At 50.6% G+C, this 26324-nt stretch carries 23 protein-coding genes and 1 other annotated feature; of the genes, 9 read left to right on the top strand and 14 right to left on the bottom strand.

Annotated features, from left to right (window positions below; all coding sequences use genetic code 11):
• The first annotated feature begins 107 nt into the window (after nucleotides 1-107).
• The 3 genes from AC1VOR_RS10290 (at nucleotide 108) to AC1VOR_RS10280 (ending at nucleotide 2259) form a co-directional block, all read left to right on the top strand.
• Entirely contained in the window at nucleotides 108-1040 is a 933-nt protein-coding gene (locus AC1VOR_RS10290) for a ketopantoate reductase family protein (RefSeq protein WP_482617517.1), read from the top strand.
• A gap of 96 nt (nucleotides 1041-1136) precedes the next feature.
• Nucleotides 1137-1871 carry a type II toxin-antitoxin system prevent-host-death family antitoxin gene (locus tag AC1VOR_RS10285; RefSeq protein ID WP_482617516.1) on the top strand — a complete coding sequence of 245 codons (735 nt, stop codon included), beginning with the start codon at nucleotides 1137-1139 and terminating at the stop codon, nucleotides 1869-1871.
• Nucleotides 1872-1947: 76 nt separating this feature from the next.
• Nucleotides 1948-2259 (top strand): YbjQ family protein, encoded by a 312-nt coding sequence (locus tag AC1VOR_RS10280; protein ID WP_059052744.1) that lies wholly within the window; start codon nucleotides 1948-1950, stop codon nucleotides 2257-2259.
• A gap of 71 nt (nucleotides 2260-2330) precedes the next feature.
• Here AC1VOR_RS10280 and AC1VOR_RS10275 read toward each other — a convergent pair whose 3' ends face one another.
• The 5 genes from AC1VOR_RS10275 to AC1VOR_RS10255 form a co-directional block, all read right to left on the bottom strand.
• On the bottom strand, nucleotides 2331-2786 hold the full coding sequence (locus AC1VOR_RS10275; RefSeq protein WP_482617515.1) for a GNAT family N-acetyltransferase: 456 nt from the start codon (nucleotides 2784-2786) through the stop codon (nucleotides 2331-2333).
• Between the two features lie 16 nt (nucleotides 2787-2802).
• Nucleotides 2803-3888 carry an aspartate-semialdehyde dehydrogenase gene (asd, locus tag AC1VOR_RS10270; protein WP_482617514.1) on the bottom strand — a complete coding sequence of 362 codons (1086 nt, stop codon included), beginning with the start codon at nucleotides 3886-3888 and terminating at the stop codon, nucleotides 2803-2805.
• A gap of 104 nt (nucleotides 3889-3992) precedes the next feature.
• Nucleotides 3993-4268, bottom strand: a binding site (T-box leader).
• Between the two features lie 189 nt (nucleotides 4269-4457).
• On the bottom strand, nucleotides 4458-5009 hold the full coding sequence (locus AC1VOR_RS10265; RefSeq protein WP_482617513.1) for a polymer-forming cytoskeletal protein: 552 nt from the start codon (nucleotides 5007-5009) through the stop codon (nucleotides 4458-4460).
• A 231-nt stretch (nucleotides 5010-5240) separates the two neighbouring features.
• Nucleotides 5241-10217: a discoidin domain-containing protein gene (locus tag AC1VOR_RS10260; RefSeq protein ID WP_482617512.1), complete on the bottom strand. Its 4977-nt coding sequence runs from the start codon at nucleotides 10215-10217 to the stop codon at nucleotides 5241-5243.
• A gap of 408 nt (nucleotides 10218-10625) precedes the next feature.
• The gene (locus AC1VOR_RS10255) at nucleotides 10626-10943 is read right to left on the bottom strand and encodes a thioredoxin family protein (protein WP_482617511.1); all 318 of its coding nucleotides are present in this window, start codon (nucleotides 10941-10943) and stop codon (nucleotides 10626-10628) included.
• A gap of 173 nt (nucleotides 10944-11116) precedes the next feature.
• Between AC1VOR_RS10255 and AC1VOR_RS10250 the strand changes: the two genes are divergently transcribed.
• Both AC1VOR_RS10250 and AC1VOR_RS10245 read left to right on the top strand, forming a co-directional pair.
• Nucleotides 11117-11443, top strand: a complete 327-nt coding sequence (locus tag AC1VOR_RS10250) for a YnfA family protein (protein WP_059052731.1) — start codon at nucleotides 11117-11119, stop codon at nucleotides 11441-11443.
• 30 nt (nucleotides 11444-11473) lie between these two features.
• Nucleotides 11474-12412 carry a serine hydrolase domain-containing protein gene (locus AC1VOR_RS10245; RefSeq protein ID WP_482617510.1) on the top strand — a complete coding sequence of 313 codons (939 nt, stop codon included), beginning with the start codon at nucleotides 11474-11476 and terminating at the stop codon, nucleotides 12410-12412.
• Between the two features lie 4 nt (nucleotides 12413-12416).
• On the opposite strand, the gene AC1VOR_RS10240 is transcribed toward AC1VOR_RS10245, so the two are convergent.
• Complete coding sequence (locus tag AC1VOR_RS10240) at nucleotides 12417-13046, bottom strand: YfbR-like 5'-deoxynucleotidase (protein ID WP_482617509.1); 630 nt, start codon at nucleotides 13044-13046, stop codon at nucleotides 12417-12419.
• A 145-nt stretch (nucleotides 13047-13191) separates the two neighbouring features.
• Entirely contained in the window at nucleotides 13192-13674 is a 483-nt protein-coding gene (gene ybaK / locus AC1VOR_RS10235; protein WP_482617508.1) for a Cys-tRNA(Pro) deacylase, read from the bottom strand.
• Nucleotides 13675-13862: 188 nt separating this feature from the next.
• Here ybaK and AC1VOR_RS10230 point away from each other — a divergent pair, with 188 nt between their 5' ends.
• Nucleotides 13863-14855 (top strand): zinc dependent phospholipase C family protein, encoded by a 993-nt coding sequence (locus tag AC1VOR_RS10230; protein WP_482617507.1) that lies wholly within the window; start codon nucleotides 13863-13865, stop codon nucleotides 14853-14855.
• A 92-nt stretch (nucleotides 14856-14947) separates the two neighbouring features.
• A complete protein-coding gene (locus AC1VOR_RS10225; protein WP_482617506.1) occupies nucleotides 14948-16072 on the top strand; it encodes a DNA alkylation repair protein in 1125 nt (374 codons plus the stop codon).
• 128 nt (nucleotides 16073-16200) lie between these two features.
• Here the strand turns inward: AC1VOR_RS10225 and AC1VOR_RS10220 are convergent, their stop codons facing one another.
• The 6 genes from AC1VOR_RS10220 to AC1VOR_RS10195 all read right to left on the bottom strand — a co-directional run bounded on the left by AC1VOR_RS10220 (nucleotide 16201) and on the right by AC1VOR_RS10195 (nucleotide 23967).
• On the bottom strand, nucleotides 16201-17829 hold the full coding sequence (locus AC1VOR_RS10220; RefSeq protein WP_482617505.1) for a copper amine oxidase N-terminal domain-containing protein: 1629 nt from the start codon (nucleotides 17827-17829) through the stop codon (nucleotides 16201-16203).
• Between the two features lie 183 nt (nucleotides 17830-18012).
• Nucleotides 18013-19071 (bottom strand): acyl-CoA dehydrogenase family protein, encoded by a 1059-nt coding sequence (locus AC1VOR_RS10215; RefSeq protein WP_482617504.1) that lies wholly within the window; start codon nucleotides 19069-19071, stop codon nucleotides 18013-18015.
• Nucleotides 19072-19193: 122 nt separating this feature from the next.
• Entirely contained in the window at nucleotides 19194-20240 is a 1047-nt protein-coding gene (locus AC1VOR_RS10210) for an HD-GYP domain-containing protein (RefSeq protein ID WP_482617503.1), read from the bottom strand.
• Between the two features lie 262 nt (nucleotides 20241-20502).
• Nucleotides 20503-21342 (bottom strand): prohibitin family protein, encoded by an 840-nt coding sequence (locus AC1VOR_RS10205; RefSeq protein WP_482617502.1) that lies wholly within the window; start codon nucleotides 21340-21342, stop codon nucleotides 20503-20505.
• Between the two features lie 97 nt (nucleotides 21343-21439).
• The gene (locus AC1VOR_RS10200; RefSeq protein ID WP_482617501.1) at nucleotides 21440-22216 is read right to left on the bottom strand and encodes an ABC transporter ATP-binding protein; all 777 of its coding nucleotides are present in this window, start codon (nucleotides 22214-22216) and stop codon (nucleotides 21440-21442) included.
• A 26-nt stretch (nucleotides 22217-22242) separates the two neighbouring features.
• Entirely contained in the window at nucleotides 22243-23967 is a 1725-nt protein-coding gene (locus AC1VOR_RS10195; RefSeq protein WP_482617500.1) for an ABC transporter ATP-binding protein, read from the bottom strand.
• 206 nt (nucleotides 23968-24173) lie between these two features.
• Between AC1VOR_RS10195 and AC1VOR_RS10190 the strand changes: the two genes are divergently transcribed.
• Nucleotides 24174-25037, top strand: coding sequence for a class I SAM-dependent methyltransferase (locus AC1VOR_RS10190; RefSeq protein WP_482617499.1), 864 nt, complete (start codon nucleotides 24174-24176; stop codon nucleotides 25035-25037).
• A gap of 2 nt (nucleotides 25038-25039) precedes the next feature.
• Nucleotides 25040-25804, top strand: a complete 765-nt coding sequence (locus tag AC1VOR_RS10185; protein WP_482617498.1) for an RluA family pseudouridine synthase — start codon at nucleotides 25040-25042, stop codon at nucleotides 25802-25804.
• Between the two features lie 70 nt (nucleotides 25805-25874).
• On the opposite strand, the gene AC1VOR_RS10180 is transcribed toward AC1VOR_RS10185, so the two are convergent.
• Nucleotides 25875-26285, bottom strand: coding sequence for a MarR family transcriptional regulator (locus tag AC1VOR_RS10180; protein WP_482617497.1), 411 nt, complete (start codon nucleotides 26283-26285; stop codon nucleotides 25875-25877).
• Nucleotides 26286-26324 lie beyond the last annotated feature (39 nt).

Below are 26324 nucleotides of genomic sequence, written 5' to 3'. Positions count from 1 at the left end.
TGAATTGGCTATTGAAGCCCCTCTAACACGGTGATAAGCTCATTTTATTCAATAACCGTTGATTAATCAACATCTGTTAATTATTTTAGAGAGGATGAACGATAGAGATGAAAGTATTGATTTATGGTGCAGGGGTGTTGGGGAGCTATCTGGCTCATGCGTTAATTCAAGGCGGTAATGAGGTATCTGTACTGGCACGCGGCTCCCGTGCGGACCAATTGGAGAAGGATGGCCTGGTCATCCGCCATTATTTCCAGCTTAAGACGACAAAGGACCCGATTCGGGTCATTCGCACGCTGGATACCGATGAAGTTTATGATTTAATTTTTGTCGTGATGAAATATAACGATTTCCCGAGTGTCCTGCCTACTCTTGCGGCTAATCGGAGCCGTCATATCGTTATGATCGGTAACAACACCGACGCTTGGGAAATGCAACAGTTCCTGGAGAAGCATAGCGAGACACCCAAGCATATTGCCTTCGGCTTTCAATTGTCCGGCGGACGACGTGATCCTGAACGAACGGTCGCTATTCGGAGTGGAGGCCAAATGGTTCTCGGCGGGCTGGACGGACCTATTGCCTTCAAAGCGGAGTTGGATCGTGCCTTTGCCTCGGCCCGCTACAAGTTGACTTACCTGGATGATATGGATGCTTGGCTCAAGAATCATGTAATCCTGATCTTGGCCATGAACTACGCGCCTGTACTTCACGACTACCAAATGAATAAGGTGGCACGGGACGACAAGCTGCTACGGGAGGTCGTCGCAGCCATGGGTGAGGGATTTCACGTATTGGAAACCTTGGGTTACCCTCTGGTACCCGCAGCCCAAGCCTCGTTCATTCGTAACCACCCTACACTATTGCATATGTTTTTCAAGCTGTATCATGTCCTTCCCGTCAGCCGCTTTGTCGATGGCAATTTCAGCGAACTTGAAGCCTTGGCTAATGTGTTTGAAGACTGGAAGAAGGAAGCTGGCGTGCCTACACCTAATTGGGATAAGTTGCAGAAGCGCCTAAACGCGAAGAAGCTAAGCAAGTGATCTTGAGCCTTTTTACATCTTAGCTAATCATTTGACTTACCCTCCATATTTTAGCTAATATGTATGTTATAAATAGCTAAAATGAGGTGATTTGAAGTGTATGTAACCTCGACAGATATGCAGAATAATTTTGGGAAGTATTTAAAGTTTGCAGAGGCTCATGAGGAGATCATCATTACCAAAAACGGCAAAGCCGTGGCAACACTGAGTACCCACTCTGTCCTCTCTGATGATGGCCAACATTTGCTTAAAGAAAATGCGTCAGCCTATGAAACAGAGCTTATCCGGGTAAGCTATGAAGAGTTCCTTGAACTAAGCGAGGCGTCAGACCAATGTTTTGAATTGATCGATGGCATCTTGTATAATCTGGCTTCTCCTTCATTCCAGCATCAGCGTGCCGTTCATGAGTTGCACGGCGCCTTCTACGGCTGGTTCAAAGGCAAGTCCTGTACTCCGCTGACCTCCCCCTTTGATGTAACTCTGGAGAAGCGGGCTGGCAATACTTGCGTGGTCCAGCCGGATCTGGTCGTGATTTGCGACAAAGACCAAGTGGATGAACATGGCAAATACCAAGGGACACCTACGCTGGTTGTGGAGGTGTTGTCCCCGTCTACGCGAAGCAGAGATGTGATTCAGAAGCTTGATCTATACCGGACCTGCGGGGTACAAGAGTATTGGATCGTAGACCCGATGAAGAAGCAGGTTACGGTGTATACCTTTCACGACGCGGAAATTGCTGATATGTATTACTACGCAAACACGGTAGATTCATTTGCAGCATCACAGGTATTTAACGGGTTGCACATTTCCATGTCTGAATTGTTTACTTGAGCAGCACTGAAACCAATCCTCCAGGCGCGCGTATCAACATACAATGAGGTATTCCATTTTCAGGAGGGCAAAATCGATGATTATCACAACAACACCTACCATTGAAGGTTCACCGGTTCAACAATATTTAGGTGTCGTAACCGGCGAGGTCATCATGGGAGCTAACGTCGTACGCGACTTCATGGCTTCCATTACGGATATCGTTGGGGGACGCTCCGGTGCTTACGAGAACAAGCTACAGGAAGCTCGGGATACCGCCTTTGCGGAAATGCGGCAAGAGGCCTCCCAGTTGCGTGCTAACGCCATTATCGGCGTAGACATCGATTATGAAGTTATTCGCGAAGGTATGCTGATGGTTACGGTAAGTGGTACAGCCGTGATTATCTAACTTAGGTAACAAAAGTGGCGGTATAGGATTCTACTCCTACACCGCCATTTTCTTTGTCGAACTATACAGCATTACAACAGCTTGGTCATGAACACACTGTTGGGGTCTTCCTCATAATCGGCAAACGGTCCACAGTAGCGAAAGCCAAAGCCCTCGTACAACCCACGAGCCGGGACAAATGCCTCCATCGATCCCGTCTCCAGGCTGACTTGCCGATAACCACGCCGTTTTGCCTCCTCCAGAAGATGCGCCAGCATATGCTTGGCAACTCCCTTGCCCCGGTATGGAATGGCCGTGCGCATGGACTTCACCTCAGCATGCTGCGAGTCCAGTTCCTTTAAGGCGCCACAACCAGCCAGTTCCCCCTCCAGCCAAAGGCTCCAGAACGTTACTCCCGGTTGCTTCAAGCCGTCAATATTCAGAGCATGAACACTTTCGGGCGGAGAAGTCGTAGACATATTCATCAAGTGCTCCCCGATAAATGCTACAATTTCACGGCCACTTAAATCATCTAGTTTAATCTCCATACGGCGGCTACCTCGTCTATTTGGATTGGATATACCCTTCAGCCTTCAATAGTTCGGCAATCAGTACAGCGCCACCAGCCGCCCCACGCAGCGTGTTATGGGACAAGCCAACGAACTTGTAATCATAAACGGAGTCTGTGCGCAAGCGTCCTACCGATACGCCCATCCCTTTTTCCATATCACGGTCCAGCTTCGTTTGCGGACGGTTCTCTTCTTCAAAATAAGTAATGAACTGCTTCGGGGCACTTGGCAAAGCAAGCTCCTGGGGTCTACCCGCAAATTGGCGCCAGCGCTCAATAATTTCTGCTTCCGATGGCTTCTTCTTGAATGAAACAAATACAGTAGCCAAATGTCCGTCCGTTACCGGCACCCGAATGCACTGCGTCGTAATCAGCGGAGCATTGGCCTTCACAATCTGACCATCATTTACCTGTCCCCAAATTCGCAGCGGCTCCTGCTCACTCTTCTCTTCTTCTCCGCCGATATATGGAATCACATTGTCCAGCATATCTGGCCAATCCGTAAAGTTCTTGCCTGCTCCGGAGATGGCTTGATACGTCGAGGCAACCACGGTCGTTGGCTCGAAATCAAGCAAAGCGCTCAAGGCCGGAACATAGCTCTGAATGGAGCAGTTCGGCTTGACAGCGATGAATCCCGTGGAGGTGCCCAAACGCTTTCGTTGAGCTTCAATGACCTTGATATGCTGCGGATTAATTTCCGGAATAACCATCGGGACATCTGAAGTCCAGCGATGGGCAGAGTTGTTGGAGATTACCGGAGTCCCGGTCTTGGCATAGGCTTCTTCCAACGCTTGAATCTCCGCCTTCTTCATGTCCACAGCGCAGAATACAAAGTCGATGTCTGCTGTAACCTCCTCCACCTTGGAGGCATCCTGAACCACGATGTCCTTCACACCCGCAGGAATATCGCCTGTCATCTTCCAGCGCCCTTGCACTGCTTCTTCGTACGTCTTGCCTGCAGAGCCTGCGCTAGCCGCAATACTCGTCACCTCAAACCAAGGGTGTCCATCCAGCAATTGAACGAACCGCTGCCCAACCATCCCAGTTCCTCCGACAATACCAACTTTCAATCTTTCTCCCATCCGTGCTCCAGTCCCTTCCCTGTTGGTTATATGTGTACCTTTGGCGAGATCGCTGTCAGGTTGTGGTTAAATCAAAAAAATCCCACCTCCAAGACAGATTTCGTCTTGGGGGCGAGATTGGTATGCCCGCGGTACCACCCCAGATTCGCTAAGATGTCGCCATCGTAGCCTCTTCAAGTACAGCCTCCCCGGCCCTTGGCCAAATACGCTTATACTCTAGCTCTGTAACAGGAGCTCCTGTCACACCATCCCGGATCACTTACCGTTCCGATGTGCTGCTCAGAGTCTTTATTCAGTAAATAAGCGCTATGCTCCATTTCAGCAACCGGAGCTCTCTGGGAAAGGCTGTATCTACCTACTTGTCTCATCAATGCATTTCATGTTCAATTTATATTGCGATAATATTACCAAATAACCGGCTTTACGTAAACCTATTTCGCAAAATTTCCATGACACTCCCTATTACCCTATGACAAAATGGCTTGTAACGTGTCATCATCTGCCTCATAATCTGGCGTAATAAAAAACAGACCAACCCGAAGGCTGGCCTGTTTCTTAGCTGTATTAGCTTATTGAACTTCAGTAGCTCCGGTAACAGTACCTTCAACTACGGCTGTTCCTTGCACATCTGCGTTGGCAAAGTACAGGTTGCCATCGATCGTGGCTGTTTTGTCCAAGCTAAAGCCGTTAGCTTCTACATAAACATCGCCCTTCACCGTACCACCTTGAATCTTCAGGTTTTCACTTTGTACCGTCAATTTAGGAACGGTCAGCGTAAACGAATCAATGATATTGTGATCCGCATCTTGCGTGTACAGAGCTATTTTACGGTAAATATCCTTGGTTTCATCGTTTTTGTCATGGAATTGTCCAGCTACGACCACATCCTGATCCACCGTCAAATCGTTAAGCGTCGCAATAATCCAAGTTCCTTGCTCACTTACAGCACTTACGAAAGCATCGGCTTGATTAACAATCGATGCGGTTGTTGTAGCATCTGTTTGCTCAGCATTGTTACCGCCTGCGCCTGTATTACCCCCGGCTGCACCATCATTTGAACCGCACCCTGCCAGTAGAACTGCTGCGAGACCTGCTACCACTAAACCTTTGACCATTTTCATGTTGTTTCCCTCCTGAATTTTTATATCTTTGTTTTAGATTATAAAAAAAACTGTAATCTATACATGTGACTAAATTCACATTAATTGTGTATTTTTTCACACAATTTATGTACAGTCCTTTTTCTTATAATCTCTATCTTATATAAACCGAAAAAGAAACCTTCAAACAGCCTACGTCCATGTTTTTTAAACATAGGCTGTTTGAGATGGTTTCAAGTACCTGTTAACGCTCTAACGATACAACTTTAACTCCGAAACCGACCACCACCATGCAGGCATATCCTTGGTCAAAACAATCTTGACATACCGGGCATATTGTTGCGGGAAGGTCTCTTGAATCAGCGAAGTCGTTCCTTCGTTAGCACGAATAGGCTCCCACTGTTCCCCATCAAGGGATACATGAATTTGATAACCTCGAGCGTAGTCGTTCTCACTCCCGGTAGAGTCCATCAACAGGCTATTGAAACGCTGCTCACGTCCCAGATCAAGCTGAATCCATTGACCCGGACGCTGTCCTTCAGAAGTCGTCCAGCGGCTATGCACCTGATTGTCCAGCAGTGCATCCACATCAGCATACGTCGATGCCGTAACCGTCCACTCCGTCCGATCAAGCTCGTCAGGAAGGGAGACCTCATCTTCAGCAGGTACCCACACTTCCGTATCGGCTGTATACAGCTTCACCTCGGCTATGGACCACCAGTGTGAATCACTTCCTGTTTGTACTACCTTGATATACCGTGCAGGCGCTAGCGGAAATGCTGCGGTAACCTGCGGACTCTCAGCTTGACCGGAAGCAACAGCACTCCCCCACACCTCCCCATCCAGGGAAGTATATACTTCATAGCCTCGACCGTAATCATCACGGCTATGCGCGCTGTCCAGTACAATTTGATCTACTCGCTGTGCAGTGCCAAGATCCAGCTCAATCCACTCACCGCCAGCTTGCTCACGGCCAGAGGTCCAGCGTGTATCCTCGCGGCCGTCCAGCATGGCTGCTGCCTCCTCACCGGAGGAAGCCGTAGCCTTCCATCCCTCATTAAGAAGCTGCTTCTGCCGGCCAATACCATAGTTATGAATGGTTAGCTCGGAGATGGACCACCATTTGTCTGCCTCACCGATTTGCACCAGCTTCACATAACGTGCCCGTTGCTGGGGGAACGTAATGGATAAGACTCCAGGCTCGCCCTCGCCGCCAATGATTGGTTCGTCCCAGCTCTCACCATCTTCAGATACATACAGCCGATATTCGCGAGGATAGTCTTCACGCGAATGGCCCGGGTCAAGTACGATCTGGTCAAATTCACTGACCGATCCCAAATCAATCTTGATCCATTGGCCACTGGCCTGTGGACGCCCACTGCTCCAGAGCGTGCCTTGCTCGCCATCGAGCATGTTATCCGCCACATCTCCTCCATGTGTAGAGGAGGTAGTTACAACCCAGGAGGAACGTTCCGCAAGCGGACTGCCCACCGGAAGCGGCAATGGCTGCTCAACAGCACCCCCGCCAAATTTAGCCAGCTTCAGTTCGGAGATCGACCACCAGCTATCTGCCGGCTGCGTCAATACAATCTTGACGTATCTGACCGATTGTTCTCCCAAGGATACCGCCAAGCTTGGGGAGGTACCGATCGCCCCAACTACCGCTTGTTGCCAGTTCTCATTATCATCGGAGACGAACACGTCATATTCGTGAGCATAATCGCCCCAGTTCGTGCCTGAATTCATGAACAAGGTATCAAATGCCTGTTCCGAACCCAAATCAATGTGTAACCAATCTCCGGGCACTTGCAGTTGCCCCGAAGACCAACGTGTAGCCAAATCGCCATCAATCAGACGCTCAGTTGGCTCTGAGCTGGAAGAAGCCGTAATCGTCCAATCGCTGCGGTCCAGGTAACTAACACCCTGGGACGGATCAGGACCTTCCAGCACGGTGTCTTCCAGCGGATTCACCTTCACTTGCGCTTTGGCATACACCGTGGCAGAACCCAAGGCTCCCTGAGCATTATAGAAAAGCACCGTCTTCGGCTCATTCGATGGATTCCAGATTTGCGCCGTATAGACGCCGTCCTTCTCGTAGACCGTTACGGCTGGATCATCTGCCCAGATATCCATCGTACGAGTTCCTGTCGATACCATGCTGTGAATGAACCAGTAGGCGTTGAACACTTCATTTTGCTGCATATTCTGTGTATCCCACTTCGCCAGTGCACCCTCTGGGTTGCCAATCGACTGGAATGGCCAGATGATATGCTGCCAGGTACGCTCCGACTGACCGCCAAGGTCCTTGATCATACCTGCATAGAGGTCATTTGTTTTTTGCGGATCACGACCATAATAAGTCATCCATTCTGCTGGCGGTAGCCAGTGAATGCCATAAATATGCTCCGGATCTCCGGAGAAATACGTGCCGTATAGATAAGCACTGCCGAACACCATACCTGCTGTTGCGTGGTTATATCCTTCTACCCAGTTATCATGATCATAGTTGAACCAGTATTGCTCGGCGGCTTTTTCTTCCGTCACAAATCCCCAAATACCGGTATCCCGGTGGGCATCATTGCCTGTGACCTCGCCCCACATATACTGCCCAACCCAACTGAACAAGGACTCTCCTGCCGCTTCCTGGTTGTTACCACTGCGATTGTCAGCATAACCACCTGCCCAGGAATGACCTTCATACGGATCGAAATTCCGCAGCCAAGGGAAGAGATCGTCCGTCTTAGAAGGGTTAGCATAATCACGAATGAGCAACTCGACCATGTCTCCATAATCCCGCAGGAATTCCTCATCATACGTAGCAAGGACTGCCGATGCAAAGACATAATAGCCATAAGTGAAATGATGGTCCGTTAGCCCGGTGTTCACACCAAATCCACTACCATAAGGGAAGATCGATCCCCATACATCGTTGTAATGGAAATAATAAGAATGGAACCGTTCATCCGGCGAATAGGTGTACCAGTCCGTCAGAATCGTTCTCAGGAAGGACAAATACCGATCCCTGCGCTCCGTATCGCCCAGTTGATCACTAATCAAAGCAGCCAACCCCAGCGGGTGTAGCTTCTTACCTTGCCAATAAGGATCATCACTCATCAGACCGTTCGCCATATCCGCATCAAGCTGATCCAGATAACCCATCAGTTGTGCTCGGGAATAAGTCGAATCATCCGGCTCCACGAACTGTGGAATAATCCCGTAGAAACGGTCTTGTGTCGTAAAAGAATTCCCTTCACTGACACGCATCAGACCGCGAATGGATGGATAAGTCAGTTCCGTCAGCGGCGTTGTTGCGATTTTCCATTGATGAGGAAGCAATGCCATCAAGGTGTCCCCGGAAAAATCGGGACGCTTGACTTCCGTCGTTGAACGGAAGCTTGTCGTAACCAGAGATTGTGATTGGTCATAGTCATAGGTAACCGTCGTATCCGTCACGAAGGCATACGCGTGGCGATAATAGTTGGACAATTCCTCTGCCGATGGCAGGGTCGCCAGCGACAAATAATCCCCACCTTGCCCGAACTTGATCTTGATTGTATTGCCCAGCTTCATGAACAAGGTGCCCTCAGGGGCATAAACGCCATAGTTGCGCACGAACGTTTGCGGTGTTGGCGCATTGTCCCGGTTCGTGACTTCAATACCGATATGATCGGCCGTCAGTACGTCACCGTCATTCAGCAGAATCGGCTCATTGTTATCATCGAACAACCTTGTAATGTTCGCCGATTGCAGAACCGCCGCATCGGGTTGTTCGAACGTGTTGTATAAGAAGGGCGAACCCTTGACAAACGTTGTCTTCATCTTCGCCGTATCATCGTCGCTCATGATTACCGTCGCAGAATAGTCGCCATAACCGGCAATCTTGGTTACCACCTCGGCCGGATTCATATTGCTAGTGGACAAGATTAAATCCGGAGGACCATCTGCATCGATGGAACCACCATCAGCCGAGGCGTACCCGGCACCTGGGTTCAGGATATTTAATCCCTGACGAGTATAACGGTTCTTGAACGGAAGTCTGACCAGGCTGTTGCCATCGCCCAGGTTAGCAATCAGTATGGATTGCCACCAATCATTGGACGGAATCGGAGCCTGAACCTCAGAGGTCCGGTATTTCGGATTCTTCGGTGACAGCATCGTGACATCATTCATCTCATAGCTTCCTGCTCCAACCTGCACTGTAGCTATATCGCGAATAGCCGGAATATCGTGGACTGGCTTGGCATCTCCCTCGCGATAGCCATACACGCCGAACTCATACAGCGAATAACCGTTAGTAGAGCCACGACCATGGCCCGCCATTTTTACATAACGTGCCTGGGCATAGACTGGAATCTCATCCCGACCCCCGGACCCATTCAGCTCGCGGTACACGGTTGTCCAGCTTTGAGCATCGTCAGACACTTGAATGTCATAGGCGCGGCCAAAGGCGGTTTCCCAACTCAAGGAGACGCTGCCAATCTCGCTTACGGCCCCCAGGTCGACATAAATCCATTCATTATCCTTGTAAATGGAAGACCAACGAGTATCGGGATTCCCATCGGTAGCATTCTTGGCCAAATAATTACGCTCTTCCATCTTGGCCTTGTCTTCATCCGAGCGGCTAGGCTCATCAATTTCCAGCGAGGAAGCCACGACCTCCTTGCCGAGTGCTAAATTCACGGCCTCGGGCTTAGGCGGTTGATTTGCTCCACCGGTTCCGTACACGTTAAATTCAAATAACGAGATCCCGTAAGCCTGCTGTGCACGTTTTGTGCTATACAAGCGGACAAAGCGCGCTTTCGCGGACACATCCACCTCCGTTAATCCACCCTTGCCCTCCATTGTGGAGTACACAGGAGTCCAGTGAATCTCATCATCAGACACCTCGAAGGCAAATTCCGTAGCGTAGGCGTTCTCCCACAGGACAGAAATGCTGGAGATGTCTGCGCTCGCGCCCAAATCCATGTAAATCCATTGCGGGTCCTTCTGCCATTCGCTTTCCCAGCGGGTGTTCTCACTACCATCCACCGCCAGATCCGCTGTATTTCCACCCAATGCTGAGGAACTGTAAACGGGTCTGTATAACGATAATAAATAGTCCTCTTCTCCTGCCGCTTGTGCTGTTGGTGCAGGGAACATAGGAACACTGCTCACCACTAACAGGACAGCGATCATCAGATGTGCCCACATCATACGGGGCTTACGTTTGCGGCTCAACCATTGCTGCATAATTCCACTCCTTTTTGTCTGTTTGTCTGACTGAATAAATTAGTTCCATTCCACTTTCCACTCTCCACTCTCTTTGCCTTTACACCTCTTTCATTGTCGATCTTCCCACTGTATGTATGAGCTTGATGAAACGGTTGTGCTGGTGGGAATTTGTGGGAAATATACCACTCCATTTGGATTATCGTCCATATGTCCTTAATTTTGAAGAGTTAACCCCATGAATTTTATAAATTAGGCTATTAGGACTAATCCATCTCAAAGGATATAATCCCAAAGTTGCACTCCTTTAACGTAACAGCAGATTTCCGGTAATGAGCATGAAAAAGGCAGCGCCAAAGCGACCTCTCCTGCTCCGGCTACTGCCTGTTCATAAGAGCGATACCAAATCCCTTTAGCTAGTCGCTCCTGCTATTCCAAGCTATTCAGATATTCTCTAACCTGCCCTGGCGTTTTGGCAAATTTACTATGCAGATGCGCGATCTTCTCGCCATTCCGGTAAACCAGCAAGCTTGGAATCCCTCGGACCTCATTCGCCTCCGCCAACGGTTGAAACTCCTCTGCATCCATAGCATAGAAGTCCTTATCCCCATGCTCCTCCACGATGCCACCCATAAAGCGGTCAAGGGTTTTGCAGTCCGGGCACCAGATAGTATCGAACTTAATCACCGTATACTGATCTCTTTGCACCAATTGTTCAAATTGTTCCTGCGATTGCACTCTGTCCATCTTCAATTTCTCCCCTTCACTTGAATATTCCAATTGAACTTTCCCTATGATATCTTAAAATTTAATATTTATATTAACCGAGATTGGCCGTGAAGGCCATAGTTATCATAAAGGTTTCATCTTGCGGGAACCATGATACAATCAAGGAACTAGGTGATGAAAGGAATGGGATCATGATATTTGCCATCATATTGTTCATCGTGGCCGGGCTAGCAGAGATCGGCGGCGGTTATTTGGTATGGCTCTGGCTGCGCGAGTCCAGACCTCTCTGGTACGGACTAACCGGGGGAATTATTCTGATGCTCTACGGCATCATTCCCACCTTGCAGAAATTCCCGGCCTTCGGACGCGTCTACGCCGCCTATGGCGGAGTATTTATCATTTTGGCCGTCCTCTGGGGCTGGTGGGTCGATAAGAAGACGCCGGACTCCTATGATTGGGCAGGAGCGGCTATTTGTCTCGTTGGCGTTTCCATCATGCTTTGGGCCCCGCGTCATTAATAACTATTAACCTGAGAAAGGAACCGCATCATGAACCTGTCTGCCATTTCCTCAGCCTTGGTACCCCTCCTGAGAAGCTGCTTGATCAGCCGGCAGGGGCAGCTTGCGCTTGAACATTATCGGGACGTACATACGGCAAATGAAATCGCCAAGATTAATTCCTGTACGAAGAGCATTCTGTCGGCGCTGATCTGTATCGCTATGGACCGGAAGCTCTTGCCTAATCCCGATATTCGAATCAGCGAATTTTTTCCCTCGTTGAAGGACGACAAGGACGAGCGCAAGCGGGATATTACCCTGCGCCATCTACTCACCATGTCCGGCGGGTGGAACTGGACGGAATTTGGCGGTCATAATTCATTCCCGCGTATGACCCGCTCACCGAATTGGGTCCGCTTTGCCCTGGAGCAGCCCATGGCAGATCGTCCGGGGGACCGAATGGAGTATAACTCCGGCTGTTCACAGTTGCTGTCGGCTGTTCTGGTCCAGGCCTCCGGGATGCCTACCACCGAATTTGCCGAGCGTTATCTGTTCGGCCCGCTGGGCATTGAAGCCTATCAATGGGAGCAGGACCCGCAAGGCATCCATACCGGCGGCTTTGGACTATCACTTCGACCGGCTGACCTGCTCAAGTTCGGGCTGCTCTATCTGCATCAGGGCGTTTGGAACGGTCGCCGCCTGATCAGTTCCGAGCTATCCACGTTATCCGTGCAGCCTGCCATCGATGTAGAAGCACCACGCCGCGGCTGCTATGCCTGGCATTGGTGGACAGACACCTATGCGGCAGGGCCCAAGGGAAGCTCTGGTGCGTCCGCTGGCTTTGATTATTTTTTCGCCCAGGGTTACGGTGGACAGTTCATCTACGTTATACCGCGACTTAATACCGTCGTTGTGTTAACGGACGATAAACGAAAAAAAGACCGTCCTCCGGTCCATGTGTTTCGAAGCTGTATTGCCCCTTACCTGTAAGGGCTTAGCTAGCCAATGCTTCCTGAGTAATGCGTTTGATATCAATGGCTGACATCGTCTCTTCATTGACCATGTCAGTCAGTATCTCACGCAGGAAATAATCGACGCAGTGTAGCTTGATCTGCTTGATCTTGATCAGAGCATCACGATACATTTTGACGAATTCCTTCTCGGTGTTCCCCCGCAGCAGCTCAGCAAACGCCTCGTAGACTTGATCCAGCTTGTCAGCGACCTCAAGGATCAGTCCCTCTACGGAATTATCCTTCCCTTCACGCAACTGACGGCGAAAAGTTGGTTTGAATTCCTCGGGAATATGCTCCTCGATAAAATTGTGAACCATCCCTTCCTCCACCTGGAGGATTAGATTACGCAATTCAATGGACGCATGCTTCACCGGCGTCTTGATATCACCGATAAATATTTCTCCATAATCATGGCTGCTCGTAATCTCGTACAGCTTCTTCCAGTCGATAGCCGTACCGTGCTGCTCCTCGATATCAGCCAGTGTCTTCGCATACTGCACAACCTTCCAGGAGTGCGCTGCCACACTATGCACCTCGAACTTGAATTTGCCCGGACAGCGGTAAATGCGTTCTAATTCGTTCAGTGATCGAAAGTACGTATGAATGCCCATCACATCAGCCACCTTTTAGAGGTAGTTCAAAAAGTCGTCTTTCCATGACGGAGTTATTTGAGAGTAAACCCGACTTTTTGAACACGCATTTTATTTGGAGTATACCCCGATTATAGACACCGATTGTTAAGGGCGAATCAAATCCTTATTCTGCGTCACGGATTAATGCAGCAAATTGCCCTCTAATCTGGCTGACAAGCTCCCTTGGAGCAAGCTCCACTTGCATCCCGATTTTGCCAGCACTAACCAACAATGTATCTAAACGCTCAGCCAGGCGATCAATGAACGTCGGGAACAGCTTCTTCATGCCCACCGGAGAGCAGCCGCCGCGAATGTAGCCCGTCACAGCCTGCAAATCCTTGAGCGGAAGCATCTCAATCTTCTTGACTCCCGCAGCCTTGGCCGCCTTCTTCAAATCCAACTCCTCTGCCACCGGAATCACAAACACAAAATAATCTGTGCCATGGTGGGCAACCAGCGTCTTGTAGACCTTCTCGGACGCTTCCCCGATTTTCTCTGCTACCATGGTGCCAGAGACGGGCTTGTCCTGTCCCTCATATATATGAATCTTGTACTCAATTTTGGATTTGTCCAGTATGCGCATCGCATTTGTTTTTACTTCCGACATTTTCGTCACTCCCTATCCCTCTATCCTAGCACTTTCCCTGAAAATGCAGCAACAAAAGGCAGCAACTCCTCGCTCTCATGTCCTTCAATATTTACATGAAGGCACATCGCTTTTTACGCTCCCATAATACCCGTTGCTTATGCTGTGGGGAAGAGAATCAACTCATCATTTTAGCGGGAGGAAAGCTTATGCCAGCCCTTTGGATGCATATTGAATATGGTCGGCAGCTTGCTACTGAGTTTCGAGACCGCTTGCCATTTCTGAACCAGCTCCATCACCATGAGAACCTCTATCAAATGGGTTGCCAGGGACCGGACTTTCTCCTCTTCCATGGCTTCCTGTCCTGGCGCAAGCCAAGTGGCATGACCCATCTCGGCAACCTTATGCACAGCCAAAGCTGCGGCCCTACCCTGATTGATTTGTGGCAAAGAAGTCTGCACTTATCCGAGCCAGAGCAGACTCCAGCCTTCATGTATTTCCTCGGATTTCTGACCCATCATTTGCTGGATCGCAATCTACACCCTTATATTAACTGGAAAGCAGGCTACCAGCGTCTGGACCATCAACGCTTTGAAATTGCCCTGGATGCTCATTTCCTATATCGTGCCAAGCAAGTGGATATCTCCCATGAGCAGGGCTGGAAGAAGATTGAGCTCACTCAAGGACTTCCCCGGTCGATTCGCCAAATTTTACACGACACATCATTAAGCCTTTTTCCCGAGATAGCCGGTCTATCCTTCCACGGCTGGCAACAAGCCTATAAGGACATGGTGCTCGCACATCGCCTGCTTTACGACCCTAGTGGCTGGAAGAAATCATTGGTTCCTCCGGTGCTGGGGCAACTCCTTTATCCCTCAACTTCACTCCTCTCCAATCAGGATATCCCCGATTATCTAAACGAGCAGCGACAGGAATGGAGACATTCCGCCATTTATTCCGAGATCCGCCGGGAAAGTGTGTGGGAGCTTTGGGAACAGGCATTGGAAGATGGACGACAGGTCCTTCATGCCCTTGCCCAATGGCTGCATCACAGCCAGGAAGACCCGGCTACCCTTGCGGTCAAGCTGGAAGACTTCCAGCAAGTGCTGGGCAACCGCTCCTACGATACGGGCAAGGAATGTGGCAGCGACTTGATCAATGTGTACGCCGAACCTATCTGGAACCAGCAAAGAACCGGATGAGCTCCCACAGCTACGGCCCAGCACGTGACAGTAGCCCCGGCACATAGTAGAATATAACCCTGAAGTCTGTACAGGAACAGGGGGATTTAAAGATGGCCGAGACATTAAAATCCATATATAGCGAAGCCTTTTTACGAGGATTCGGTGATAAACTCCATGCCGCTTATCCACCATTTGATCCCGAGCAATTTGTGGCAGATACAATGGATACCACATGGGAAGAGCGCGAGTTAAAGGCCCGAATGCGGCAAATCACGCTAACACTGGGACAGCAATTGCCTTCGACCTTTGCGGATGCCGTGAAGGTATTGTATGCCGTGGATGAAGACTGCACGGGCTTCCCTTATTTGTTCTTCCCTGATTTTGTGGAGGTGTTCGGCAGCAGCGAAGCGGACTGGCCACTGGCCATGCAAGCGTTAGAACGCTTTACGCCCAAATCCTCTGCTGAGTTTGCCGTTCGCTCTTTTATACTGCGAGATCCTAGACGAATGATGCAACAAATGGAGGAATGGTCCAAGCACGACGATGAACACGTTCGCCGACTAGCTAGTGAAGGCTGCCGGCCCCGATTGCCTTGGGGACAAGCGCTGGTACCATTCAAGCAGGACCCGGCCCCCATTCTTCCCATTCTGGAGCAACTTAAGGCCGATCCTAGTCTATATGTACGCAAGAGCGTAGCCAACAACCTTAACGATATTGCGAAGGATCATCCAGAACTGGTGCTTGCTCTGGCTCATCGCTGGAAAGGCACGCACCCTCACACCGACTGGATCGTCCGCCATGGCTGCCGAACCCTGGTCCGCAAGGCCGGCCCGGCTGCGCTGGAACTGTTCGGTTATGCCCAGGCAAGCGGAAATGAACCGTTGGCTCAATCCGCTGCTATCTCAGCAAATCCGGCTACCCTGCGAATCGGAGATTCCAGCGAGCTACACTATGAGCTGACCCTTCGTCCAGGCGAGCCAGCTAAAGTGCGCATTGAATATGGCATCGACTTCGTCAAATCAAGTGGACGTACTTCGCGCAAGCTGTTCCTGCTCTCCGACAAGACCGTTCCGGGGAGTACGAAGCTGGGCAGCTCTCGCCGTCACAGTTGGGCCGACCTTACAACTCGGCGGCATTACCCTGGCGAGCACCGGATTGCCCTGCTGGTAAACGGCGTTGAGGTGGCCCATACGCTGCTTCAACTGGGAGAAGCTAATCCGGACAAGCCACTATAACCCTCACTGAAAGAGGACATTTGTTTGCAAATATCATTAATTGCTGCGACGGATCAAAACAGAGTGATCGGGAAAGAGAAAGGGCCTGCAAGCCAGTTCAATAAACTAGCATGCAGGCCCTCTTATAATTAATCAAAAATGGAAAACCCGACCCATTCTCCTTGCAGCAAATCCTGCCCCTTCGCATTCTCTACGTTTGCAATCGACATCTCCATACTATCTACTTGCTCCAATAGCTCTGCGGGCAATAAGAAGATGGCCAACCTCTCTATGCTTGCTCCTGCCTTCAATTCATCAGGCACGGGCTTACGTAAGTTCGTAGTCTCTTGCAGTGCAGCCTCGATTCCTGTTGTGCGAATGGATGTTTTTATCGCATTGACATTAATCGATTCCTTCGTATTATTCGTGACCACATATTTAACAGTCAACTCAATAATGTCCGAATTGCCAAAATCACTAAAGTTGCTGGCATAAGCAGGCTTGACACTCAACTTAGCCCATTGGTAGCCCGGCATACGGAATTGAATCCCTGCCTGCTCTTCCTTGAAATCAGGTGTTCTTTCCTTATATACCTCTTTATGAACCATACCTGCCTCAACTAACTGGTTCTGATAAGGTGGAATGACATCCTGCCACAAATAATCACCTTCTCCAATACGCAGCAGCTTCTCATCGTTGCCAGCCACAAAGAACATGCGCTGTACCTTCGTGCCGTCCTTGTACTGGAGAGTGATGGTGTATCCGGAAATGGAATACGTACCAGAGGCCTCCGAAGCGCCAGTAATGGTTGTTGAGGTGCCTGTATCATTACCTGTGTCGCTGGAACCATCAGATGTACTTCCCGTCCACTGGCTATCCACAAAGCTACCGTCAGGCCGGAAAATCAGCGTATTGGTCTTCGCTAACCCGCCTCCGCCAGGCAAAGCAGTATAGCCGCTAGCTTCATATTTCCCATCCAGCTTCTTGCCCGTTGACGGTCCATAGCGTGTGTATTCCTCGCCATCAATGACGAGCGAGCCGTTGGTACCCCGTTTCAAGGTATGAGTAGTGCCATTGCCCAAGACCAATTGGTCACCCTTAATTTGATAAGTTAGAGCGCCGCCCTCACTACCTTTGATCTGATCCACGCCTGTCTCGGGCAATTCAGTGACAACATAGCGATCATCAACGAAATAGAAAGTACCCCAGCATACGCCACCACAACCGGCCGTTCCCTGCAAATCAAGTGAATGCCGGGCATACAGACCATTAACTCCTTGCCCGGAAGGAATTGGCTCCTGTCCTTGCTGGGAGGACTGAGCTTGATTCGCTCTACGCTGCGCCTCAGCCTGATCCCAGCCCTGCTTGGAGATATATTCGGGGCTAAAGACCTGAATAACCCGCTGGCCTGGATTCCAGCCAACCACCGCGCTTGTCGCTTCTCCTATGAAGCGAAGCGGTACAAGCGTATGCCCATTCCGGACGCGACCCGGACTATCCAGCGCAACCTCTTTGCCGTTGACCTTAGCCTTACGGCTATCAATAATAAGGGAGAATTGGTTCTCCCCCTTCTGTCCTTGTACCGTGCCCGTCTTAGGCTGCCAGTCCACCTTAATGCCTAATGCCTCAATTAAAGGCCGCAATTGGACGATCGTAGAACCATTTTGCACTTGGGGATGAATGGAGAAAGATACCTGCTGATCATCGACATATACTTTAATTTCAGACGCCGCCATTGCAGACGGTACAGCCAGGAACAATGCCAATACCAAGCTCATAGCCGTTCCTCTTAACCATAATATACTCAAGTTACCCTTTGTCCTCATCGTGACACTCCTTCCTAGACATAAGCAGAACCTTAGCTCTAGCTAAAAATTACTGCTATTATATGGGGAATGTGCAAGATACACAATAGGGATAAGGGCTTGAATTCCTCCCACAGCCTTCATCCAGGCTACAGGCTATAGACTCAGAAGCACGGAATGCTGGGTCACCGTATGCAAATCCCGCCAGGTGCGGTTCAGCGGATGTTCCTGCAGCAAGCCCGTCATACCAAGTAGCGGGAACACCGTCTGTGCGCCGCTACGCGCTGTGCTGGCTGCCTGCTGGCTGACCTGCCCGACCTCGTCCCAACGTTCTGGGGACAGTTCCCCCTCCTGAACGAACGCCTCCCAGGAGGATTCAACTGTAGTATGGAACGGGTCGCTTGCTTCAGTCAGCCTTTGTTCTTCACGGCCCACCGCCGCCAGCAGAGCTTCCAGACGACCAGGCTGAGTTTCGCTCCATTCCGAAGCTTTTCCGGTGACGAAGGTTCGGCATTCCTCCAGATAATGACGAGCAATCCCTATCGATACCGCCGCAAACGAGGTTTGAGCAAACGGCAGGAATGGAACACGATAAATCGGATCGTCATAGCGCGGTTCACTAGCGATATCAAACGTCATGCTCTCTGGCACAAAAGAGCTTTGCACCCTGATAGAATGACTGGAAGTGGCTCGCAGCCCAAGGGAATTCCAGTCGCGTATGATCTCTACCTGCTCCGGCAGGAAGGCGAAGGAACGCATACGCGGCTCCCCTTCCCCTTCAATCATGCAATTCGCTGTGTAGAAGCTCGCATAGGTCGATCCGCTGCAATACTTCCATTCCCCGCTGACGATGTATCCGCCATCCGTCCTTTGCGCCATCCCCGTCGGCATCCCGCTGCCTGCAAGCACCGCGTCGCGGCCCGAGAATAGCGCCACTGCTTCCTGCTCCGGCAAGGTCGCGGAGAAGAACCCACCACCCGCGCCAATCGTCACAAGCCACCCAAAGGCACCGTCAATCCAGGCTGCCCGCTCAAACAGCCGTAGCGCCTGCGGCATCCCGGCGCCAAGTCCGCCAAGCTCTTGCGGAACAAACGCTTTGAATAACTTCGCATCATAGATCAGTTCCAATAGCCAAGCCTCTATCTCACCACGCTGTTCCCTTTCCAATGCGTTACTCCGTATTTTCTCCACTTGCGCATGATCATACAAGAACATGATGTTTATCTTCCTTTCTATGGATGAGATAAGTGAACAACCTGAGCCAAGTATAATATATCGCAAAAAAAGACAACAGAGCATTTGCTCCGCTGCCTTTTATCAGTCTGATCTTTAATCTATTAAATAAACACTTGCTCCAAATCAATTGAACGCTCGCGCGACAAGTCGCGGAACTGCTCCTCATCGACCTGCACCAGCGGCTTGAAGATGTCCATCGGATTGTTCCACACAATGGTAGCCGTCTCTCCGTTACTCAACTTGGCCCGCTTACCGATAAAGTTAGGCAGCAAATTGCGCGTTAACGCCTGGACAGCCTTCTCATTTAGCTTGCCGAACCCAAGCTCATAAATCTTCCGCAGCACCGTCAAGAGGTCCTGACGATTACGGTTCTCATCCGGCGAAGTGAGGCCAATGTAAGCATTAGCCACCGCTACGATCTCCGCATACGGATGAATCTTCTCCTTCGGCAAATTACCCGGATACCCTGAGCCATCCTCGTATTCATGATGCTGCAAGGCTACCAAAGCCGTGATATCCTCTCCGGTCGATTCCCGAATGATCTCATACCCGTAAGTCGTGTGGCGCTTCATTTCTTCCCGCTCTTCCTTGGTCAATTCATGATCGCTATTGCGAATCGACTGGCGGACCTTGCTCTTTCCAATATCATGCAGATAACCCGCTTTACTGACTTCATAACATTCCTCAGGGGAATAACCCAGCCAGGTAGCAATGTAATAGGATAAAAGACCTACCTGCAAGGAATGGTTGTAAATGGTTACATCCTCTTCGCTAAAGGCAATCAGCAAAGACACAACATCCTTATTGCGATCCAGTACCTCAAGCATGGGCACCAAATGGCGGTCGACCATCGATTGGTTGAACTTCCCGGTTGTGAGCGCCTCCAGGAACAAGGACTGATACCCCTTGAGTGTAAAATAGAAATTATCTCTCAGACGCTGAGTAAATTCCTTAGGGTCCTTGGAAGCAGATACCGCTTCCCCTTCGCGAAGTTCAATATCTACATAGTCAATGCTTTGCCGAATCAGGAGGGCAATTTCCTCCGTATGTATACTGGTTCCCTTGGGAAGTATGTGCAGCCCAGCCCGGTTGAAAATATCCGTCTTCAACCGATCTCCTTCCTGTAACTCCATGACATGGGTTCTCATGTTTTCCCCTCTCCTCTTCTCGAACGCGGACGAACGCCGAATCAAATTCTTCTTACCTATAAATATCGAGCGTTTTCCTCATTTCCTTAATAGTGCTTAAGGTGGGATTTATGAATCATAGTGCACCTTAGAATCAATGTTCATTAGGCATTTAGACCTTGAGATATGCATTTTCTCACAAATTAATCCATGCCAATCAAGCTAATGACACAAAGAACCGCCGGGCCTTTGGCCCGGCGGCAGATGTCTAATCTGATTCATTTTACTGTCCGGTTAAGGACTGGATATCGATAAATGGAGTTGCTCCACCCGTGACTTGCGGCAGCTTGCCATCCCATTTTTCCAGCGCCTTCTCCTGGACCTCGATTTGCTTCAATTGCACCAATTCAGGTGTCACTTCCTGCTTCTTGAGCTTGAGTGATTCCGCCTCGGCCTCAGCCTGAGCGATCTTCTGCTTGGCTTCAATCTCAATCCGCTTGAGGTCATTGCTCGCCTTGAGCGCTTGCTGCTGAGCAACCTGTTTGGCTTCAATGGATTGGTTAAACGCTTCGGAGAATTTGAAGTTGACGATGTTGATTTCATTGACAATCAAATCGTATTTAGCCAACCGTGCGGTCAAGTGCTCACTAATCTCGCTAGCCACCACATCCCGCTTGGCAATAAGGTCCTCTGCCTGATAGCGGGCCGTAACCTCCTTCACAATCTCCTGTACAGCCGGATTAATAATAACAGTGTCATAGTTCCCACCAATATTGTTCATCAGGTTGTATGCCGAATCCTTGTTCACGGAATAGTTCACCGACACATGAGTGGATACTGGCTGCAAGTCCTTGGAAGATGCCGTCGTATCCGTCTCGGTCTTGGTTACCTGCGTATTCACTTGAATGACCGTCTGAATAAAAGGAATCTTTAAATGCATGCCGGGTGTTAAAATATTGCTATTCAGCTTACCGAATGTCTTATACAAGCCAACATGACCATATTCCACCTGTGCATAGCTGCTAGACCCCACGACCAGTAACACGACGACCAATACAGCAGTCGATACCATTCTTCCTATGGGTATGTTCGTTTTCGGTTTCTTCGTAGTTCCTTGTTCCATCTATTTAACCCCTCCACATGATAATATGATCTATTCTCTTGTTGCCCGCTAACTATATCATGTAATACGGGAGAGGGACGCCATTGGTAGCAAAAAGTTATTTCCGCGACAACCAGGCCCGTCCCTGATTCCAGTGCAGGGCTACAGGCACCTCGAAGAATTCGGATAAATGCTTCTCATTCAGCACTTCTTCCGTTGGCCCTTGCATAAAGGTCGCCCCCCGCCGCAACAATAAGGTTCGGCTGAAGATCGGCAGCACTTCCTCAGTATGATGCGTAACATAGAGCATATGAGGTGCATCCGGCTCGGTTGCCAGTTCGGAAATACTCTCCAGCAACTCCTCACGAGAAATAAAATCAAGCCCGTTCGCCGCCTCATCCAGAATCAAGAGCTTGGGTGCCGCCATAAGCGCGCGTGCGATCAACAGCTTCTGCCGTTCGCCTTGTGAGCAAGTTTGATAAGTACGCCCCCGCAAATGCGCACAACGAAGCCGCTCCATCAATCCAAATGCCCGCTCGTAATCTTCAGGGCTTGGCTGCTCGTACAAGCCAATGGTTGCAAATTTACCGCTCACCACCAAATCCTCGCCCTTCTGTCCGCCATGCAGCCGCTCCTGCAAGGACGAGCTGACCCAGCCAATCCATTTGCGCAGGTCCCGAAGGTCTACTTCGCCAAACCGATTGCCCAAGACACTGATTTTGCCTGACGTTGGCCACAAGTAGCCGCACAGCATATTCAGCAGCGTTGTTTTTCCCGATCCGTTAAGACCTAGCAACGCCCAATGTTCCCCTTGCCGTACTGTCCAATCGATTCCGCTTAATACCGACTTCCCCTCACGCTCCCAAATTACGCGCTCCATCTCAATGATATTCATGCTCTAACCTCTCCCTTCTGTTAAGCTCAACCGTGCAATTGGCCGAATTGCGCTTGATGCAAGCGGCTATAATGACCTCCGGCCGCAATCAATTCCTGATGGCGCCCCTGCTCGGAAATTCCTTCCTCGGTGACCACCACGATCCGGTCGGCATTCTTAATGGTTGCCAGCCGGTGTGCAATAATGAGTGTAGTACGGCCAATCGCCAATTCAGATAATGACTGCTGAATGGCCAGTTCCGTCTCTGTATCCAGCGCAGAAGTAGCCTCATCCAAAATGAGGATCGGCGGGTTCTTCAGGAACATACGGGCAATCGCCAGACGTTGCTTCTGTCCTCCGGACAGCTTCACCCCCCGCTCCCCGATGACCGTCTCCAGACCCTCCGGCTGGGAACGGATAAATTCCTCCAGTTGCGCTCGCCGAGCGGCTTCCCACACTTCTTCTTCCGTCGCCTCCAGCTTGCCATAAGCAATATTCTCGCGTATCGTGCCCGAGAACAGGTAGACATCCTGTTGCACAATCCCAATATTACGCCGCAGTGAGTTTAGGGTCATCTTGCGAATGTCCATCCCGTCGATGGTGATCTCTCCGGCGTTGACATCATAAAAGCGTGGCAGCAAGCTGCACAATGTCGTCTTGCCCGCGCCGGAGGGACCCACAAAAGCCACGGTCTCGCCGGGACGTATCTTCAGGCTAATCTCCTCCAGCACCCGGGACGAGCCTTCATAACCGAAGGACACCCGGTCAAAATGGATATCTCCCTGCAAGGAGCCAACATGGACAGCGTCAGGTGCATCAGCCACATCTGGCTGCGTATCCATAATTTCCAAATACCGCTTGAACCCAGCAATCCCCTTCGGATAGCTCTCGATAATCGCATTGATTTTCTCAATCGGACGTATAAAGACGTTAGCCAGTAGGAGAAAGCCGATAAATTCTCCATAGGATAGCTCGCCCTGAATGACAAAATAGGTACCGCAGACCATGACGAACAAGGAAACGAGTCGCATCAGCATATAGTTAATTGACAGGCTGCCCGCCATGATTTTGTAAGCACGAAGCTTGGTAGCCCGGTAAGCATTATTGTTCTCCTCGAACAATCCCTGCTCATGCTGCTCGTTAGCGAATGCCTGAACTACACGGATACCACCGATGTTCTCTTCAACACGGGAATTAAAATTGCCCAGCGCCGAGAATAAACCACGGTACGTCGAAGTCATTTTCCGGTTAAAATAAAGTGCCGCCCAGACGATAATCGGGACAACGAGGAAGGTAAGCACGGCCAGCTTCCAGTTAATCGTCAGCATCAGCACGAATGAGCCAATAAGCGTCATTCCCGCGATGAATACGTCCTCCGGACCGTGGTGGGCAACCTCCCCGATATTGTCCAGATCGTTGGAAATTCGGGACATCAAATGTCCGGTTTTATTGTTATCGTAGAAGCGGAAGGACAATTTTTGCAGATGGTCGAACATCTTTTTGCGCATATTGGTCTCAATGTTGACTCCGAGCATATGCCCCCAATAAGTCACGATATAATTCAGCCCCGTGTTCAGGACATAAATACCCAGCAAAGCGACGCAGGCCCACATAATGAGCGACCAATTCTGCCCTGGCAGCAGCTTGTCGACAAATTGATTGACCGCAATCGGGAATCCAAGCTCCAGCAAGCCCGCGACCACGGCACAGGTAAAGTCGAGTATGAATAAATGTTTGTATGGACGGTAATATGAGAAAAAACGGCGCAGCATCTCTTGATCTCTCTCCTATCTTTTCGGCTATGTAAGTATGTTGATCAATCTATCACAGTTTTCGCATAAATTGAAGAAGTTTTCTCCAAGATGGTGGCATGAGCACAGTTAAATAAGGTACAATAACTACCGAATCAACTGACCTATGGAATGGAAAGCCCGGCAAGGGCTGTTCGCTTTAGGCGTACGGAAGGAAGGATTATTACATGTACGTAGCCAACGATTGGCAAGATTACGAAGTGCTGGACACCGGGAACGGTGAGAAGCTGGAGCGCTGGGGGGATATCATCTTACGCCGACCTGATCCACAGATCATTTGGCCAATTACCCAAGAGGATCATCAGTGGCGCGAGGTGCACGGTCATTATCACCGCAGTTCCTCCGGCGGAGGGCAGTGGGACATGAAGAAGCAGTTGCCTGAACGCTGGACCGTTTCCTATGACCGCCTGAAATTTTATATTCGCCCGACTAGCTTTAAGCATACGGGCTTATTTCCCGAGCAAGCCGCCAACTGGCGGTGGATGATGGACAAGATCTCCGCAGCGGGGCGGCCGATTCAAGTGCTGAACCTGTTCGCTTATACCGGCGGAGCGACGGTAGCAGCCGCTTCAGCGGGCGCTTCCGTCGTCCATGTCGACGCCGCGAAGGGCATGGTGCAGTGGGCCAAGGAGAACGTGGCACTCTCCGGCTTGACTGACCGACACGTCCGCTTTATTACGGACGACGTATTCAAGTTCGTGCAACGCGAGCAGCGACGTGGCAATCGCTATGATGCCATCATCATGGACCCGCCGTCTTATGGACGTGGTCCGGGCGGCGAGATGTGGAAGCTGGAGAGCAGCTTGTATCCCTTCGTGGAATCCTGTCTCTCCATTCTGTCCGACAACCCGCTGTTCTTCCTGATCAATTCTTATACGACTGGGATCTCCCCAACGGTGCTGAATAACATGTTGTCCATGACCGTGAAGAAGCGGTTCGGCGGGCAAATTTCGGCAGGAGAATTGGGACTGCCGATTACACGATCCGGGCTTCACCTGCCTTGCGGCATACTCGGACGCTGGGAGGAATAGTGATGAGCTCTCCGGTTATGCGGACGACAGGCAAGCCGGGCATGGCTATCCTGTTCGAAGACAACCATCTGCTGGGCATCGAGAAGCCCGTTAATGTCCCTACCCAGGAGGACGCCAGCGGTGACCCCGATCTGCTCAATTTGCTCAAGGCCGATCTTAAGGAACGCTACGGCAAGCCCGGCAACGTCTACTTAGGTCTGGTGCATCGGCTGGATCGCCCGGTTGGCGGCGCAATGATCTTCGCCAAGACGTCCAAGGCCGCCTCCCGGCTTGCCGAAACCGTTCGCACCCGCAAATTCGGTAAATCCTACGTTGCGATCGTACACGGGACGCCTCCGCAACCGCAAGGCGCACTGTCTGATACGCTATTGAAGGATGAGCGAACGAACACGGTATCCGTCGTCCCGGCGGGAACGCCCGGTGGGAAGGATGCAAGACTGGATTACCGGGTGCTGGGCAGCTCAGCAGCAGACAACCTGAGTCTTGTCCAGGTAGAACTGCACACAGGCCGTTCGCATCAAATCAGGGTGCAATTGAGTCATCTCGGCTGCCCTCTCTACGGCGATCAGAAATATGGAGCCTCCCTGAACCAGCCTGGTCAGCAAATCGCCTTATGGTCAATGTACGTCGGCTTTCCCCATCCAGTGACCAAGGAGCCCATCGACCTGGTCTCCCCCCCTCCGCGTCAGTATCCGTGGAGCCTCTGGGAGGAACGAACGTTTAGCCAGTTGGCAGACATGCTTCGTGCAGGAGAGAACGGATTCTAAAGTGAGGTAACATAAAGGCGGGAGTTCTGGAGCATCTGCTCCAGGCTCCCGCCTTTGTCATTAATTCCGCCTATTTGGTTCCGGAGATCTTCCCCAGCAAATAAACCAGTAACTGTTGATTATGGGTGGATATGCGATCAAGCACTCCGCTCAAATAAGCATTTCGGACAGCAACGCCCCGCTCTACCTCAGCTTGCCCTTTATCCGTAATGGACACCCACACGTTCCGTCGATCATGCTCATCCCGGTCACGGCGAATCAATTCCCCGCGCTCCATCCGATCCAGCAGCATCGTAACCGCCGCAGGCGTTGTGGATAGGAATGGAATGAGGTCAGACGGCTTCAGGCTTCCTTGCTGCTCCAGCAGTTCCAGCACGGTAAGCTGGGACGTGGTCAACGTCGGAGCCAGTTCCTCTTCCATATGAGTCTGATAGTCCTTGACGATAAGGTCCAGCAATCTGGAAAACTCGGCGGTATGCAAATCTTACCCCTCCTTGCCTAACATCACCATCCTTCCTAA

The sequence above is a fragment of the Paenibacillus sp. 1SOY10 genome, assembly GCF_056836745.1.
This window is presented reverse-complemented; position numbering and strand designations above follow the sequence as displayed.